Source organism: Actinomyces oris, from assembly GCF_006546825.1.
Classification (GTDB): domain Bacteria; phylum Actinomycetota; class Actinomycetes; order Actinomycetales; family Actinomycetaceae; genus Actinomyces; species Actinomyces oris.
This window is the reverse complement of record NZ_VICC01000004.1, coordinates 465,686-482,072: the sequence shown is the minus strand read 5'-3', so window position 1 is coordinate 482,072 and position 16,387 is coordinate 465,686. Positions and strand designations below refer to the sequence as shown.

Below are 16,387 nucleotides of genomic sequence, written 5' to 3'. Positions count from 1 at the left end.
CCTCCGAGCCCGGCTCCTTCACGCCCGGTCTCTGACGGTGTTCGGCCCGCTCCCCTGCTGGGGAGCGGGCCGAACGCTATGCGAACCTCAGGCCTCGCGGGGCCGGTGGAGGCTCGGTCAGAACTCGACGTCCTCGCTGCTGGAGAAGCCGGTGCGGAAGTCGTCGGAGAAGTCCGCACGCAGGTCCCCACCGAAGTGGAAGTCGTCCAGGGCGACGGACTCGCCGAAGACGCCGTCTCCCAGGTCCACACGGGAGAAGACCTCCGCCTTGACCTCCTCGGTGGGCTCAACCTCGATGTCCGAGTAGCGGGCTAGACCCGTACCAGCGGGGATGAGCTTACCGAGGATGACGTTCTCCTTGAGGCCCAGCAGCGGGTCGGACTTGCCGTTCATGGCGGCCTCGGTGAGCACGCGCGTGGTCTCCTGGAAGGAGGCGGCGCTCAGCCAGGAGTCCGTGGCCAGCGAGGCCTTGGTGATTCCCATGAGCTCGGTACGGCCGGTGGCGGTCTTGCCGCCCTCGGCCATGACCCGGCGGTTCTCGGCGCGGTAGTGCATGACGTCCACGAGGTCTCCCTGGAGGAGGCGGGTGTCCCCGGAGTCCAGCACGGTCACGCGGCGCAGCATCTGACGCACGATGACCTCGATGTGCTTGGAGTGGATGTCTACGCCCTGGGAGCGGTAGACCTCCTGGACCTCCTCGACGAGGTGGCGCTGGGTGGCGGCCACCGAGCGCAGGCGCAGGACCTTCTTGGGGTCGACCGGTCCCTCGGTGAGGGCCTGGCCGGGCTCGACGTGGTCCCCGTCGTTCACCAGCAGGCGCTGACGGCGCGAGACCGGGACGATGACGTCCTCCTCGCCGTCGTCGCGGGTGATGACCAGGCGCTTGCCGTCGGCGTCGTCCTCGATCTTGAGGGTGCCGGCGGCCTCGGCCACGGCGGCCTCGCCCTTGGGGGTGCGGGCCTCGAAGAGCTCCTGCACACGGGGCAGACCCTGGGTGATGTCGGCGGCGCCGGCCGCACCACCGGTGTGGAAGGTACGCATGGTCAGCTGCGTGCCGGGCTCACCGATGGACTGGGCGGCGATGATGCCGACGGCCTCACCGATGTCGACGCGCTTACCGGTGGCCAGCGAGCGGCCGTAGCAGGCGGCGCAGGTGCCGACGTTGGAGTCGCAGGTGAGCACGGAGCGCACCGTGATCTCCTCGATTCCCGCGTCGATGGCGGCCCGGATCTCGGCGTCGCCCAGGTCGGCGCCGGCCTCGATGATGAGGTTGCCCTCGGCGTCGATGGCGTCGCGCGCCAGGGTGGTGCCGAACACGGTGGTGCCCAGGATCTCCGAGGGCTCCTTGATGCGCTCGTCGCCGGCGTCGATCCAGGAGAAGATCCGCTTGGTCAGGCCCTTGCGGGTGCCGCAGTCCTCCTCGCGGACGATGACGTCCTGGGAGACGTCGACCAGACGGCGCGTGAGGTAGCCGGAGTCGGCGGTACGCAGCGCCGTGTCCGCCAGGCCCTTACGGGCGCCGTGGGTGGCGATGAAGTACTCCAGGACGCTCAGGCCCTCACGGTAGTTCGACTTGATCGGGCGCTCGATGAGGCGCTGCTTGGGGTCGGCCACCAGTCCGCGCATACCGGCGAGCTGGCGGATCTGGTCCCAGTTGCCTCGGGCCCCGGAGACCACCATCTGGTAGACGGTGTTGCGCTGCGGGAAGTTCTCGCGCATCGCCTCGGCGACCTCGGCGGTGGCCTTGGTCCAGATGTCGATGAGGGAGGCGTAGCGGTCGTCCTCGGTGAGGGCACCGAGCTCGAACTGCTCCTCGATCTCAGCGGCCTCGTTCTCGTAGCGAACGAGGATCTCCTGCTTGGCCTCCGGGGAGACGACGTCGGCGAAGGCGACGGTGATACCGGACCAGGTGGACCAGTAGAAGCCGTTGGCCTTGAGGGCGTCCAGGGAGGCGGCCACCTCCACGCGCGAGTAGTTCTCCGCCAGGGCGTTGACGATGTTGCCCAGCTGCTTCTTGTCAACGATGTAGTTGACGTAGGGGAAGGTCTCGGGCAGCGAGGTGTTGAACAGGGCCCGGCCCAGCGAGGTGCGCAGGGTGATCGGGTCGCCCTCGCTCCAGCCCTCGGGCGGCTGCCAGCCCTCGGGAGCGGCGATGCCCTCCTCGAAGCGGATGTCGCAGGCGGCGTTGACGTGGAGCTTGCCGAAGTCGTAGGCCATGACCGCCTCCGCGAAGGAGGAGAAGGCCGGGACGATCTCGTTGCCCTCGGCGTCGCGCTCGACCTCGACCGCCGGGTCGGGGTCGGAGGTGAGGTAGTAGGTGCCGATAATCATGTCCTGACTGGGCATGGTCACGGGGCGCCCGTCGGAGGGCTTGAGGATGTTGTTCGAGGACAGCATGAGGATGCGGGCCTCGGCCTGCGCCTCGGCGCCCAGCGGGAGGTGGACGGCCATCTGGTCGCCGTCGAAGTCGGCGTTGAAGGCGCCGCACACGAGCGGGTGCAGCTGGATGGCCTTGCCCTCGATGAGCTGGGGCTCGAAGGCCTGGATGCCCAGGCGGTGCAGGGTGGGGGCGCGGTTGAGCAGCACGGGGTGCTCGCGGATGACCTCGGCCAGGACGTCCCAGACCTTGGGGTTGGCGCGCTCGACCATGCGCTTGGCGGCCTTGACGTTCTGGGCCTCCTTGAGCTCGACGAGCCGCTTCATGACGAAGGGCTTGAACAGCTCCAGGGCCATCTGGCTGGGCAGACCGCACTGGTGGAGCTTGAGCTGGGGGCCGACGACGATGACGCTACGGCCGGAGTAGTCCACGCGCTTGCCCAGGAGGTTCTGGCGGAAGCGGCCCTGCTTGCCCTTGAGCATGTCGGACAGGGACTTCAGCGGACGGTTGCCCACGCCGGTGACCGGGCGGCCGCGGCGGCCGTTGTCGAACAGGGCGTCGACGGCGTCCTGAAGCATGCGCTTCTCGTTGTTGACGATGATCGTCGGGGCGCCCAGGTCCATGAGCCGCTTGAGGCGGTTGTTGCGGTTGATGACGCGGCGGTAGAGGTCGTTGAGGTCACTCGTGGCGAAGCGGCCGCCGTCGAGCTGGACCATGGGACGCAGGTCCGGCGGGATGACCGGGATGTTGTCCAGGACCATCGACTCCGGGGCGGTGCCAGTCATGCGGAAGGCGTTGACGACCTTGAGGCGCTTGATGGCGCGGGTCTTGCGCTGGCCGGTGCCGTTCTCGACGATCTCGGCCAGGGCGGAGGCCTCGGCCTCGAGGTCGAAGCTGCGCAGGCGGGCCTGGATGGCCTCGGCACCCATGGAGCCCTTGAAGTAGATGCCGTAGTCGGCAACCATGTCGCGGTAGAGGACCTCGTCACCCTCCAGGTCACCGACCTTGAGGCTCACGAAGCGGTCCCACACCTTGTCCATGTGCTCCAGGGCGCGCTGGTTGCGGCGGCGCATGGCCGTGATCTCACGCTCGGCGGTCTTGCGGAGCTTGTCGCGCTGGGAGGCCTCGGCGCCCTCGGACTCGAGCTGGGCGAGGTCCTCCTCGAGGCGCTGCTGGCGCGCCTCGACCTCGGCCTGGCCGGACTCCTCGAGGTGCTTCTTCTTGACCTCCAGCTCGTTGCGCAGCGAGGGCAGGTCGTCGTGACGACCCTCCTCATCCACCTCGGTGACCATGTAGGCCGCGAAGTAGATGACCTTCTCCAGGTCCTTGGGCGCGAGGTTGAGCAGGTAGCCCAGGCGCGAGGGCACGCCCTTGAAGTACCAGATGTGGGTGACCGGCGCGGCGAGCTTGATGTGGGCCATGCGCTCGCGACGCACCTTGGAGCGAGTGACCTCGACTCCGCAGCGCTCGCAGACGATCCCCTTGTAGCGCACGCGCTTGTACTTGCCGCAGGCGCACTCCCAGTCCCGGGTGGGGCCGAAGATCTTCTCGCAGAAGAGGCCGTCCTTCTCGGGCTTGAGGGTGCGGTAGTTGATGGTCTCGGGCTTCTTGACCTCGCCGTGGGACCACGAGCGAATGTCCTCCGCGGTGGCGAGGCCGAGCTGGATCCTGTCGAACACGTTGGCGTCGAGCACAGTTCCTACTTCCGATGGTGAAATCTCATCAGGTGGTGGTCTGGGGGCGTTCCGTCGTCGTTGTTCCATGACTCCGACGGCGCCTGCGAGCCTGGTGGGAGGGCGGGCGGCGGGTGGGCCACCCGCCCTCAACCGGGGCTCGATGAAGTTGTCACGAAGTCGTCACCAGGCGGTGGCCACTCAGATCTCGTCAACCGTGGAGGCCATGGCCCCGCCCGGACGCCGGCCCAGGTCGAAGCCGAGCTCATCGGCGGCGCGCGAGCCGTCGTCGTCGGTGTCGTCCAGGGCGATGGCGACGCCCTCGGCGTCCAGGGCCTCGACGTTCAGGCACAGCGACTGCATCTCCTTCATGAGCACCTTGAAGGACTCGGGGATGCCGGGCTCGGGGATGTCCTCGCCCTTGACGATGGCCTCGTAGACCTTGACGCGGCCGTTGACGTCGTCGGACTTGACGGTGAGGAGCTCCTGGAGGGCGTGGGCGGCGCCGTACGCCTCCATGGCCCACACCTCCATCTCACCGAAGCGCTGACCACCGAACTGGGCCTTACCACCCAGCGGCTGCTGGGTAATCATGGAGTACGGACCCGTGGAGCGGGCGTGGATCTTGTCGTCCACGAGGTGGTGGAGCTTGAGGATGTACATGTAGCCCACCGAGATGGGGTACGGGAAGGGCTCACCGGAGCGGCCGTCGAACAGGCGGGCCTTGCCGTTGGGCTCGACCAGCTGCAGACCGTCGGAGGTCGGCAGCGTGGAGCCCAGCAGCCCCATGAGCTCGTTGTCCCGCACGCCGTCGAAGACGGGCGTGGCCACGGGCGTGCGCGGCTCGGCCGTGATCCCGTTCTCGGGCAGGTTTGCGGTCCAGGCCTCGCCGGCCTCGCGGGCGGCGGTGGCGTCCCAGCCGCGGGAGGCGACCCATCCCAGGTGCAGCTCGAGGACCTGTCCGACGTTCATACGGCTGGGCACGCCCAGCGGGTTGAGGATGACGTCGACCGGGGTGCCGTCGGCCAGGAAGGGCATGTCCTCCACGGGCAGGATCTTGGAGATGACGCCCTTGTTGCCGTGGCGGCCGGAGAGCTTGTCACCGACGGTGATCTTGCGGCGCTGGGCGATGTAGACGCGCACCATGCGGTTGACGCCCGCGGGCAGCTCGGCGTCGTCGGAGGCGGCGTCGATCTCGCGCACGCCGGTGACGATGCCGTACTCCCCGTGGGGCACGCGCAGGGAGGTGTCGCGCACCTCGCGGGCCTTCTCGCCGAAGATGGCGCGCAGGAGGCGCTCCTCGCTGGTCAGCTCGGTCTCCCCTTTGGGGGTCACCTTGCCCACGAGGATGTCGCCGCTGCGGACCTCGGCGCCGATGCGGATGATGCCGCGCTCGTCGAGGTTGGCCAGGGTCTCCTCGCTGACGTTGGGGATGTCGCGGGTGATCTCCTCGGCGCCCAGCTTGGTGTCGCGGGCGTCGACCTCGTGCTCCTCGATGTGGATCGAGGTGAGCATGTCCTCGGCGACCACGCGCTGGGAGATGATGATGGCGTCCTCGTAGTTGAGGCCCTCCCAGGTCATGAAGGCGACCAGGAGGTTCTGGCCCAGGGCCAGGTCGCCCTCGTTGGTGGCGGGGCCGTCGGCCAGGACCGTGCCGACCTCGACGCGCTCGCCCTCGGTGGCCACGACCCGCTGGTTGTAGCAGTTGCCCTGGTTGGAGCGGCGGAACTTGGCGACCTTGTAGACGATCTCGGTGCCGTCGTCGTTGGCCACGCGCACGAAGTCCGCGCAGACCTCGGTGACGACACCGGCCTTGTCGGCCACGAGGACGTCACCGGCGTCGACGGCGGTGCGCCGCTCCATGCCCGTGCCCACCAGTGGGGCGTCGGGGCGGATGAGCGGCACGGCCTGGCGCTGCATGTTGGCGCCCATGAGGGCGCGGTTGGCGTCGTCGTGCTCGAGGAAGGGGATGAGGGAGGTACCCACCGACACCATCTGGCGCGGGGAGACATCCATGAGGTCCACCTGTGAGGAGGGCACGAGGGCCGGCTCACCGCCGGTGACGCGGCACAGGACGTGGTCCTCGGCGAAGTGGCCGTCCTCGGTGAGGGTGACGTTGGCCTGGGCGATGACGTGGCGGTCCTCGTCGTCGGCCGTCAGGTAGTGGGTCTCGTCGGTGACCTGGCCGTCGACGACGACGCGGTAGGGGGTCTCAACGAAGCCGAAGGGGTTGATGCGCCCGAAGGTCGCCAGCGAGCCGATGAGGCCGATGTTGGGACCCTCGGGGGACTCGATGGGGCACATGCGCCCGTAGTGCGAGGTGTGGACGTCGCGGACCTCCATGGAGGCGCGCTCACGGGACAGACCGCCGGGGCCCAGGGCGCTCAGGCGGCGCTTGTGGGTCAGACCCGCCAGCGGGTTGTTCTGGTCCATGAACTGGCTGAGCTGGGAGGTGCCGAAGAACTCCTTGATCGCAGCCGTCACGGGCCGGATGTTGATGAGGGTGTTCGGCGTGATGGCCTCGACGTCCTGGGTGGTCATGCGCTCGCGCACCTGACGCTCCATGCGGCTCATACCGGTGCGCACCTGCGCCTGGATGAGCTCGCCCACCGCACGGATGCGGCGGTTGCCCAGGTGGTCGATGTCGTCGTACTCGACGGCGATCTCGGTGATCTCGCCGTCACGCACGCCCTCGACGGTCTCGGCGCCGGAGTGCAGGGCCAGGAGGTAGCGCAGGGCCGCGACAATGTCCTCGATGCGCAGGGTGGACTCGGTCAGGTCCGAGGCCAGGCCCAGCTTCTTGTTGATCTTGTAGCGGCCGACCTTGGCCAGGTCGTAGCGCTTGGGGTTGAAGTAGAAGTTCTCCAGCAGGGTGCGGCCGGCCTCGACGCTCGGCGGCTCACCGGGGCGGATCTTCTTGTAGATGTCCAGGAGCGCCTCGTCCTGGGTGGTGATCTTGCGGTCCTCGTCCAGGGCGGAGGTCAGGGCCGGGTAGTCGGCGAACTCCTTGCGGATCTCCGACTCGTCCATGCCCAGGGCCAGCAGGAAGACGGTGACGTCCTGCTTGCGCTTGCGGTCGATGCGCACCGCGACGCGGTCGGACTTGTCGATCTCGAACTCGAGCCAGGCACCGCGCGAGGGGATGAACTTGACGTTGTAGACGTACTTGTCCGTGGCCTTCTCGGTGGTGCGCTCGAAGTACACGCCCGGCGAGCGCACGAGCTGGGACACGACGACGCGCTCGGAGCCGTTGACGATGAAGGTGCCCTTATCGGTCATGAGCGGGAAGTCGCCCATGAAGACCGTCTGAGACTTGATCTCACCGGTGGAGAAGTTCTCGAAGTCCGCCACCACGTAGAGGGGGGCGGAGTAGGTGAGGTCCTTCTCCTGGCACTCCTCGGCCGTGTACTTCGGCTCCTCGAAGCGGTGGTCGTGAAAGGACAGGGCCATGGTCTCGCCGAAGTCCTCGATCGGAGAGATCTCGTCGAAGATCTCCTCCAGACCGGAGGTCTCGGGCAGGGAGCCCGGGTGTGCCTTGTTGGCGGCGGTCATCCGCTCGCGCCACCTCTCGTTACCGACGAGCCAGTCGAAGCTCTCGGTCTGGAGGGCGAGCAGATTCGGAGCCTGCATGGGCTCGGCGATCTTGGCAAAGTTGATACGACGCGACGCGGTACGAGCGGCGATGTCAGCAGCAGTGGGTGCGGAGGTGCGCGAGGCAGCCAAAGGGGGATCCTTCCCTCAGATCGGGGATCACACAACGCGCACTGCGGGCACCGGGTTGAGTAGAATCTCCGTTGCCGGGCTCACGCCCGCCAGGGTTCCGACAGGCCGAAGCCCGTGCGGAGGGCAGATACTCCTCGCACCAATACACACAATGCACGCAAAGCGCTAGCGTACACGGCCGACGTCAAGGACTCCACGCCGATCCACCCTGGTTCCTTGCGATTCCCACCACAGTCGCGCATACTGCCCCACCCGTGTCCGTCGCGTGACCTGAGTCCCTCAGTGGGCGCCTCTCGCTGAGCGGCTGCCGGCCGGCTCGCGCCCGGCACGCCAGCCCCGCGCGCCCGCCCGATACCTTCCGGCCGACGGCGTCGGGAACGTATTTTCCGATCGGCGACTGCGTTCTCCCCCAGACCACTGGGGACGGACCTCAGTGACCTGGAGGACATCGCAGTCCTCGGCGCACATGTACGTCCCCGATCCCCCACCGCCCCTCCAACCCGTCCACCTGCTGGCCGTCCCAACCCGACGACGTCGCGACGAGCACGTCGCTCCCGCATCTCGTCCGGGAAGCGGACTTTCAGTGGTCACTGCGGGATCCACAGCGAAGCACTCCTGCCTTCAGACTCCGGCGAGTCCACACCCACGGGGCTCTGCACTCGCCATGCCCCGAAACTCTTGAGAAGACTCGCTGCATGAGCCCCGTCGCCACCACTGCCAGCCGCCCCACTCCCATCTGCCCGATCCCGGCGCACCTTCGGCCGACCATCATCTACTCAGGTGGCCGCAAGCGCTTCCACACGTCGCGCAATCCTGATCTGCTGCGACTCATGCCGGGGGCCTACCTGCACGCAGTCCCGGGCAGGCGACGCTGGGAGCAGCGGTTCATGGTGTCCTTAGCGCGTGCGATTGCCGCGCAACAACTCCTCCCCTCCGCCACCTGTCTGTCTCACACATCGGCCGCCCTGATTCATGGCCTGGCGATGTGGACAGGTGAGCCGGACGTCTACCTCGCCGTCTCCGGTAACCCGCGTCTGACCACAACGACACTGCCCGCCTTCCGGTACCCGTCGTCGGGAGTACCCGCTCCTATCGATCCCGCGCACCCCGAGGCCACCCCGATCCGAATGCACCGTCGCCGGCTTCAGCTGCGCGACGAGGAGATCGAGACGGTTGGAGGGGTTCCCGTCACGTCCGTGCTGCGCACCGCCTTCGACTGCGCCTGCGACGAGCCCCCGTTCAACGCGCTCTCCATCGCCGATGCGGCTCTGAACCGGCACTGCCGACCCGATCCGTGGCACCGAGATTCCTGCGCCACGCGGCTGCGCTCGGCTCACGCCTGCTGGGAGGAGCTCGTGGCACGTCATCGGGGGCGGCGAGGGATAGCGCAGGCGCGTGCGGTACTGGCCGCCGCCACCCCTTGGGCGGTCTCGCCCGGGGAGAGTGTGCTGCGGTGGATGACGCTCGTGGTAGGGCTGCCCGAGGCCATCGCCCAGTACCCGGTTCCGGGGCTGTCCAAGGACCGCTTCCTGGACCTGGGTTGGCCCGATCACCATGTCGTTGCGGAGTTCGACGGCCGGACCAAGTACCACACCGAGGAGGACGTCTTCCTCGAGAAGCTCCGCCAGGACGAGCTCGAGTCGCTGGGGTGGAGGTTCTTCCGGGCGACGTGGTCCTCGCTCAGCGACATGCGCACCCAGGCGGACCGGTTGCTGTCGATGTTCCCCCTGGAGGTGGTCTCCCGCCTCTCGCCGGTGGCCGGGCTTCAAGGTGGCGGACTGTGGGGCGAGCGTCCACCCGGAGTGCTGGTGCCATGAGGTCGCGGCTCTCGACGTCGCCTCCTGACTCATCGCGTGCGCCCACCGACATCGGGAACGTACTTTCCGATCGGCGACTGCGTTCTCCTCCAGACCACTGGGGACGGACCTCAGTGACCTGGAGGACATCTCAGTCCTCGGCGCACATGTACGTCCCCGATCCCCCACCGCCCCGAGCCCGACGACGTCGAAGCACACGGAGGCCGGACGGCACCAGGCCCCCGGAACACGACCGGGTCCCGCCCACCTCATGGTGGACGGGACCCGGTGAAGATGGGCTTCCCCGGCCCTCGGCGACCCTCAGGCCGCCTCAGGCAGCGGGGAGAGACTCACTTGAGGGTGACGGTGGCGCCGGCGCCCTCGAGCTGCTCCTTGGCCTTCTCGGCGGCCTCCTTGTTGGCGCCCTCGAGGACGGGCTTGGGAGCGCCGTCGACGAGCTCCTTGGCCTCCTTCAGGCCGAGGGAGGTCAGAGCGCGCACCTCCTTGATGACCTGGATCTTCTTGTCGCCGGCGGCCTCGAGAATGACGTCGAACTCGTCCTTCTCCTCGGCGGCGGCGTCACCACCGGCAGCGCCGGGGGCGGCGGCAACGGCCACGGCGGCCGGAGCGGCGGCGGTAACGTCGAAGGTCTCCTCGAAGGCCTTGACGAACTCGGACAGCTCGATGAGGGTGAGCTCCTTGAACTGCTCGATGAGCTCTTCGGTGGTCAGCTTCGCCATGATGGGCGTTCCTTCCTTATCAGGTTCCTGCGCGCGCAGGGTTGGTGGATGACGCGTGCGGCCTCAGGCCGCGGTCTCCTGCTTCTCGCGCAGGGCGTCGACGGTGCGCACGGCCTTGGAGGCCGGTGCGGCGAAGAGGTACGCAGCCTTGGACAGGGACGCCTTGATGGCGCCCGCGGTCTTGGCGAGCAGCACCTCGCGGGACTCGAGAGAGGCAAGCTTGTCAACGCCGTCGGCGGACAGCACGGCGCCGTCCATGACACCGCCCTTGATGACGAGCTGCTGGTTGTCCTTGGCGAAGTCACGCAGAGCCTTGGCGGCCTCGACCGGCTCACCGGTGACGAACGTCAGGGCGGAGGGGCCCGTGAGGTCGTCGGCGAAGTCCTCGAGCCCGACCTGGCGGGCGGCGATCGCAGCAAGCGTGTTCTTCACCACGGTGTACTCGGCGTTACCGGCGAGGGAACGACGCAGCTCCTTGAGCTGGGCGACGCTCAGTCCCCGGTACTCAGTCAGCAGGACCGCGTCAGCCTGGCGGAACTTGTCCGCCAGTGCAGCAACGGCTGCTTCCTTGTCAGGCCGTGCCATGGGCCCTCCTTCCGTGGTATGCCGCAGGGGTCCATTCACTGGAAAAGCCCCGCGCCGGTGGGCACGGGGCTTGAACTCGGGCATGCCCGAAGAAGTCTCGTTCTCACCTGCGCCGGCCCCACCTGATGTGGACTTGGTCCCGCCGGAGCGGGCGACCTGCGGTCTTTGGCAGAGAGCACCTTACCCAGCAGCGACCTCCGCGGCGCAAGGCAGGCGGCCGTGGAACTGGTCACGTCACCGCGAATGCTGGACGAAAGCATCCCCCGGTCGGCCTGGGTTCGGGGCAGCGGGCAGTCCGACGTCGGACGCGGACGCGCCCCGCACTGACCTGCGCTGCCGGCCCAGTCAGACGCCGAGGCTCTCGGCCAGCGCCCCCCGCTCCGTGACGTCGTACCAGAGCAGGTCGGCCTCGGCGGCGCGCTCGAAGGCGCCCTCCTCACCGAGTCTGGCGGCTCGTACATCGTCCTGCGCCTCGGGCTCGTCCACGAGCAGGGCGGCGACGTCCTCCCAGGAGATCTCACCGGTGACCTTGATCGTACCGGGCAGTACATCGCCCTCCACGGGAAGCTCGCGAACGTTCTCGGCATCGACGTCGGCCGCGATGACGATGCGCCGGTCGGCCAGCCCCGCGGCCTCAGGCTCGGCCAGAAGGACGACGGAGGCGTCGGCGGCGCACAGCGAGGCGGAGACCTCCAGGCCCTCCTCATCCTCCTCAGGCAGGGCCTGGGCGAGGGCCGGGGTGGCGGCGTGAGCCGTGAGCGGCTGGTGCGAGGACCCCAGGACGCTTGCACGCAGGTGGGCGGCGGTGGCGGGCAGGTAGATGCGCATGCGCCCAGTCTGCCCTACCTCCGCGCTCACCCCCTTCCACGAAGCAGCCGGGCGGCCCACCCGGCACGGCCCGCGCTCCGGTTCTCAGTAGCGGTGTCGGCCAGTTCCCGGCGGCGCCGACCCCGGGGGCGTTCCCGTACTCGACTCTGTCCCGGGTTGGTGCGGCGAGCCGAGGACCGGCCTCTGCGGCTGGTTCACTGGCTGGCTCGCCGGCTGGATCGATGGTGGCAGGCCCGGAGGCGACTGCGGCGGCGCCTGGATGAGTCCGCTGGGCGCCTGGGGAGCCGGCGGTCGTTCACCGACCACCCGTCCCCCGTCCCCGCCTCGGCGGCGGCGCCTCGCACCCGCGCTGCACACGTTCGAGCGGCTCCTGCTTCTGCCGGTCGCGGCCTGGGCCGCGGAGCTCCTGCGGCCCCGGCGCCCACCGCGCCGCTTGGAGCGCCACAGCAGGGAACGACGCGGGGAGGCCGCCCTGCGTAGCGCTGCGACCCGCGGATCGATCCGGTCGACCAGTGCACTGAGAGCCTTGCCCAGTGCACTGGCGGGCGCCTGCTCCAGAACACTGCACCCCTGAAGCAGACAGGCGTCGGCCGTCGCCGCGTCGTCGGGCAGGAGCACAATGTCCTCCAGCCCGCCGAAACGCGCCAGGGCCTCTCGCAGAGCCTGCTGGGGAGAAGGTCCTGCGGCCGAGGCCCGCACCCGGTTGATGACGACCTCGACCCGGCCTGCGGGGTTCATGGAGGCCCCCATCTCATCGAGGAGCTGGAGCAGGCGGCGCACCCCGACGGGGTCGGCCCCGCCGACGACCAGGATGACGTCGGCGTGCGACACCAGGTCGGCCGTCACAGCCCCACGTCCAGGCTCAAGGGTGAAGTCGTCGACATCGTCATCGGCGGGCCCGCCGGCGACGTCGACAACGGTCCAGGCCGCGGCCCGGCGGCACTGCACCCACACCTCGGTCATCGAGGCCGGTGGCAGCTCGCGCCAGCGCCCGGACCTGCCCAGGCCGCCCAGCAGGAAGAGCCCATCGCCCACCGGAGCCAGGATTCGTCGAAAGCTCTCCGCGTCAAGGCGGCCATGGGTGGCCAGACGGGCGGCCCCGGCCAGGGCCGAGGAGTCCTCCGGCATGCCGAGGAGCTGGACGAGGCTGGGAGCCTCGACGTCGGCGTCCACGAGGATCGCGCCGCCGCAGGCGGCCAGGCCGTGGGCGAGGGAGGCGGCGACCGTCGAGCGCCCGGGAGCACCATGAGGCCCCCACACCAGGACGACCCTCCCTCCACGCTCGTCACCCGCCGGGCTCGCCGCGACCGGGAGCACAGGCTCCGGCGTATCCGCGGCGGCCGGCTCCCGGCCGCGCAGCCGGTTCTGCCCCGTGTCCTCCTCGGCTCCGGCGTCGTTGGAGACCCGGGGCGGCTGCGACGGCGCCGTCCCGCTCTCAGGGGAGCCGGGCGACTGGCGCCACAGCTCTTCGAGCCAGGCGGTCTCCTGGGCGGCAGTGTGCGGTTCCGTGCTCGGTTCCGTCGAAGCGGGGGTGGCGGCGCTCAGCCAGTCGGCGCTGTCAGCTGCCGGCCCGCTCCCGGTGGAGGCCACGCCGGAAGCCCCGCCACGACGCACGAGGTCCTGCAGCGCCGCGCAGATCCGGCCGGGCTCCGTGTCGCGCCGGAGAATCGGCCACCCCGCACTGCGCCAGCGCTCCTCCTCGTGGGCCTCCACCAGGAGCATTCCGGTCAGGCCCGCACGCGTGAGCCGATCCAGGACGGTACGGTCGATCTCGTCGAAACCGGTGTCCAGCAGGGCGAATCCCGCCAGTCCGGCCATTCCCGCTGAGAGCAGCTCGGGCAGGTCGGCGCATCGGCGCACGACGCACAGCCCGCTTCCCGCCTGGCTCAGCGCCCGCAGGATCTCGGCGTCGTCGCCGCTGAGAGCCAGGAGGACTCCGGCACCCGGCGCGCTCACGAGGCCTTCTCCGCCGGCGCTTCCTGGCCGGTGGGAACCAGGACGAGCGCCCCCTCCTGCCCGACGGCGCTGAGAACGGCGGCGAGGGAGGCCTCGGGAACCTTGACCTCCACCCCGGTGCCGGGTCCGGAGATCAGTCCCTTGCTGGTCTCACCGACTGAGGCGATGACCAGCCCTGTGGCCACGCGGCGGGCTCCAGTCCCCTCGGCCTGCCCCGACTGGTCACCTTGACCTCCCTGTCCTCCCTGTCCTCCCTGTCCACCCTGCCCGGCGGCAGGCGCCTGGGCTGCGGGCCGGCCCGCCACGCCCTCCTTGGGCACGATCCACAGATCGACGTAGTCACCGACCTTGGTCGAGGCCGGCAGGTTGGAGGCGACAGTGAGGACCACCGGCCGCAGCTCCTGCTCCCGGCCGCTGTTGACGGCCGCCGCAGCCAGCAGCTCTCCCTTGCGCATGGAGCGCGTGGACACGGCGCCGTCCGGCAGGTGCCCGGCCTCGACGTAGGCATCGGTGCCGGGATGGGCCTCGACCACCGTAAGAATGCCGTCGGCAGTCAGGTCCGTCCCGGGAGCGACGTCCTGGGAGAGGACGTAGACGCGAGTGGTATCAGCGGCCGCGTCGACCGCCCAGGCCCCCAGGGCCACGGCCCCGGCCACCAGCACCACTCCCCCGGCCATACGCGGATCCTTCCAGGCAGGCCGGCGCCAACGACCGCGGGGACGCTCAGGACCGGTCAGGGTTCGACTGCGGCGAGATGACATCACGGGAATCCTCCTTGATCTCCTGCAATCATCGTTGGGATAAAATAGTACCTCAAGGTTATCCACAAGTGTCTTTAAGAATTGTGGAGCGGATCCAGCAGTGGGATCATCGTGGTATGAGCACACGATTCCTGACCATCGCCGACGTCGCCGAGCAGCTTCAGCTCTCCGCCCAGGCCGTGCGCGCTCTCATCCGCACCGGTGACCTTCCCGCCATTCAGGTCGGCGCCCGCAAGCTCTGGCGCATCGAGGACCAGGCCCTGGAGGACTACATCCAGCGCCAGCTCGCCTCCACCAGGGCCATGGTCGCCGCGGGCTGGAACGAGGACGGGGCGCCCTGAACCTCTCTGCCCGCCAGCCGACGTCAGCGACTGCGCAGCACCTCGATCGCAGCGGTCATGACGCTGACAACCCCTGCGCCGCCCGCCCCGGGAGCGCGACGCGAGCGAATGCCGCCCTCAGGGTCGACGGCGACATCGACATGATCCGCTCCCACCCGGACCAGCCGCCCTACCACTTCTCCGGAGCCCAGCACCAGGCGCACCCGCGCTCCGCGTCGGGCGATCTCACGCATCAGGGCCGTCAGCGTGGGCCGACGGCGGCCGTCCAGGGGCGCAGGACCGGCCAGTGACATCACTGTGGCCACCGCGCTCACCGGGACGACGGCCTGCAGCCCCTCCCCCTCATCGACGAGGACGTAGGAGGGCTCCACCCGGCAGGCCACGCCGTCGACGGGGACACCGCCGCGAGTCCGCAGGTGGATGAGTCGGCCCACCGAGCCTCGCAGACGGTCGACGAGCTCGATGGAGGCGTGCTCGGCCTCCGCGAGCTCGACGCTCTGAGCCACCAGGTCCGCACGGCGCTCAGCATCGAAGCTGCTCTCCAGGTCGGCAATCATCGCGTCCCAGTCCATAGGCCCACCTCACCACAGTCCGCACGCCGAGGAAAGCACTCCGAGGCGGCTCAGGCCGTGCGCCTCCAGCACCACTCCCACCCCGTTACCACGACTCAGCGCACAGCATGTCATATCGTCACTATTGACATCATCACACCATAGGCGTACACCTAACATCATCAAACGACATCATCGGCGATGGAGGATGACATGGGAGCTCGTCAACGACTGACGCTCCTGGCCGCAGCGTCAGGGGCCATCCTGATAGTTCTGGGACGCACGGCCCACGGCGCCGCGGAGCAGCTCGTGCAGGTCCCGCCGCAGGCCTGGGGACTGAGCGACCTGTCGAACGCCGTGGTGGCCGGCACCTGCACATGCGGGGCCCTGGGGGCCCTGTGGCACGCGGTCTCGGCCCTCCTGGCACTCATGACGTGCCCCGGGGCGAACGACCCCGGCAAGCGCTGTCGCGGCGGCGCCTATGCGCTGGCAGCCAGAGCCCTCGAGGCCTGGGGAGCGCCAGCGGTGAGACGCATCGTCGCCTCCGCGCTGCTCGTCTCCCTGTCCTCGGCGCCGGCGCTGGCCAGCGAGGAGGCCAGTGGCGGGGATGACCTGGGATGGCGCCCCACCAGCTCGGCGCCCGCCTCACCGCCGTCGCAGTCCTCGACGCCGTCGACGCCGGCCGCTCAGTCCCCGTCGAGCGCTGCGACCGGTTCGAGCGACTCGGAGGGCGCAAGCCAGTCAACAGACTCGACACCGCCGGGCAGCCAGGCGGCGCAGCCCCCTACCGGCCCCGACGCCCCACCCTCCTCGAGCCCCACTCATACCGTCGCGCCCGGCGAGAGCCTGTGGTCCATCACCGCTCACCTCCTGCCCACCGGCTCCGCCCCCGCACAGATCGCACAGGACTGGCCGGCCCTGTACCGCGCCAACTCCGAGGCCATCGGCGCCGATCCCTCGTTGATCCGGCCCGGCACGGTCCTGAGCGTCCCGGACGCCTTGTCCGCACCGAGCACACCGGCAGGAGGTCAGGCGCCATCACGATGAACCACAACG

11 protein-coding genes are annotated in these 16,387 nt (G+C 69.3%); 3 read left to right on the top strand and 8 right to left on the bottom strand.

Annotation, left to right across the window (positions count from 1 at the left end):
- Window positions 1-117 precede the first annotated feature (117 nt).
- Window positions 118-4,071, bottom strand: coding sequence for a DNA-directed RNA polymerase subunit beta' (locus FK267_RS06325; RefSeq protein WP_009407052.1), 3,954 nt, complete (start codon window positions 4,069-4,071; stop codon window positions 118-120).
- 180 nt (window positions 4,072-4,251) lie between these two features.
- Window positions 4,252-7,773 (bottom strand): DNA-directed RNA polymerase subunit beta, encoded by a 3,522-nt coding sequence (gene rpoB / locus FK267_RS06320; RefSeq protein WP_141406641.1) that lies wholly within the window; start codon window positions 7,771-7,773, stop codon window positions 4,252-4,254.
- A gap of 695 nt (window positions 7,774-8,468) precedes the next feature.
- Between rpoB and FK267_RS06315 the strand changes: the two genes are divergently transcribed.
- Window positions 8,469-9,590, top strand: coding sequence for a hypothetical protein (locus FK267_RS06315; protein ID WP_141406640.1), 1,122 nt, complete (start codon window positions 8,469-8,471; stop codon window positions 9,588-9,590).
- Window positions 9,591-9,919: 329 nt separating this feature from the next.
- On the opposite strand, the gene rplL is transcribed toward FK267_RS06315, so the two are convergent.
- From rplL to FK267_RS06290, 5 genes are all read right to left on the bottom strand, one after another.
- Window positions 9,920-10,309 (bottom strand): 50S ribosomal protein L7/L12, encoded by a 390-nt coding sequence (rplL, locus tag FK267_RS06310; RefSeq protein ID WP_009747839.1) that lies wholly within the window; start codon window positions 10,307-10,309, stop codon window positions 9,920-9,922.
- Window positions 10,310-10,372: 63 nt separating this feature from the next.
- On the bottom strand, window positions 10,373-10,894 hold the full coding sequence (gene rplJ / locus FK267_RS06305; protein ID WP_009407225.1) for a 50S ribosomal protein L10: 522 nt from the start codon (window positions 10,892-10,894) through the stop codon (window positions 10,373-10,375).
- 345 nt (window positions 10,895-11,239) lie between these two features.
- Window positions 11,240-11,722 carry a DUF6912 family protein gene (locus FK267_RS06300; protein WP_141406639.1) on the bottom strand — a complete coding sequence of 161 codons (483 nt, stop codon included), beginning with the start codon at window positions 11,720-11,722 and terminating at the stop codon, window positions 11,240-11,242.
- An 84-nt stretch (window positions 11,723-11,806) separates the two neighbouring features.
- Window positions 11,807-13,678: a hypothetical protein gene (locus tag FK267_RS06295; protein ID WP_141406638.1), complete on the bottom strand. Its 1,872-nt coding sequence runs from the start codon at window positions 13,676-13,678 to the stop codon at window positions 11,807-11,809.
- Entirely contained in the window at window positions 13,675-14,355 is a 681-nt protein-coding gene (locus FK267_RS06290) for a hypothetical protein (RefSeq protein WP_141406637.1), read from the bottom strand. Before FK267_RS06290 ends, FK267_RS06295 begins: the two co-directional genes overlap by 4 nt.
- Before the next feature lie 200 nt (window positions 14,356-14,555).
- Between FK267_RS06290 and FK267_RS06285 the strand changes: the two genes are divergently transcribed.
- Window positions 14,556-14,780, top strand: a complete 225-nt coding sequence (locus tag FK267_RS06285) for a helix-turn-helix domain-containing protein (RefSeq protein ID WP_003786975.1) — start codon at window positions 14,556-14,558, stop codon at window positions 14,778-14,780.
- A gap of 23 nt (window positions 14,781-14,803) precedes the next feature.
- On the opposite strand, the gene FK267_RS06280 is transcribed toward FK267_RS06285, so the two are convergent.
- Window positions 14,804-15,352, bottom strand: a complete 549-nt coding sequence (locus FK267_RS06280) for a Fis family transcriptional regulator (protein ID WP_141406636.1) — start codon at window positions 15,350-15,352, stop codon at window positions 14,804-14,806.
- Between the two features lie 180 nt (window positions 15,353-15,532).
- Between FK267_RS06280 and FK267_RS06275 the strand changes: the two genes are divergently transcribed.
- The gene (locus FK267_RS06275; RefSeq protein WP_141406635.1) at window positions 15,533-16,378 is read left to right on the top strand and encodes a LysM peptidoglycan-binding domain-containing protein; all 846 of its coding nucleotides are present in this window, start codon (window positions 15,533-15,535) and stop codon (window positions 16,376-16,378) included.
- Window positions 16,379-16,387: the final 9 nt, after the last annotated feature.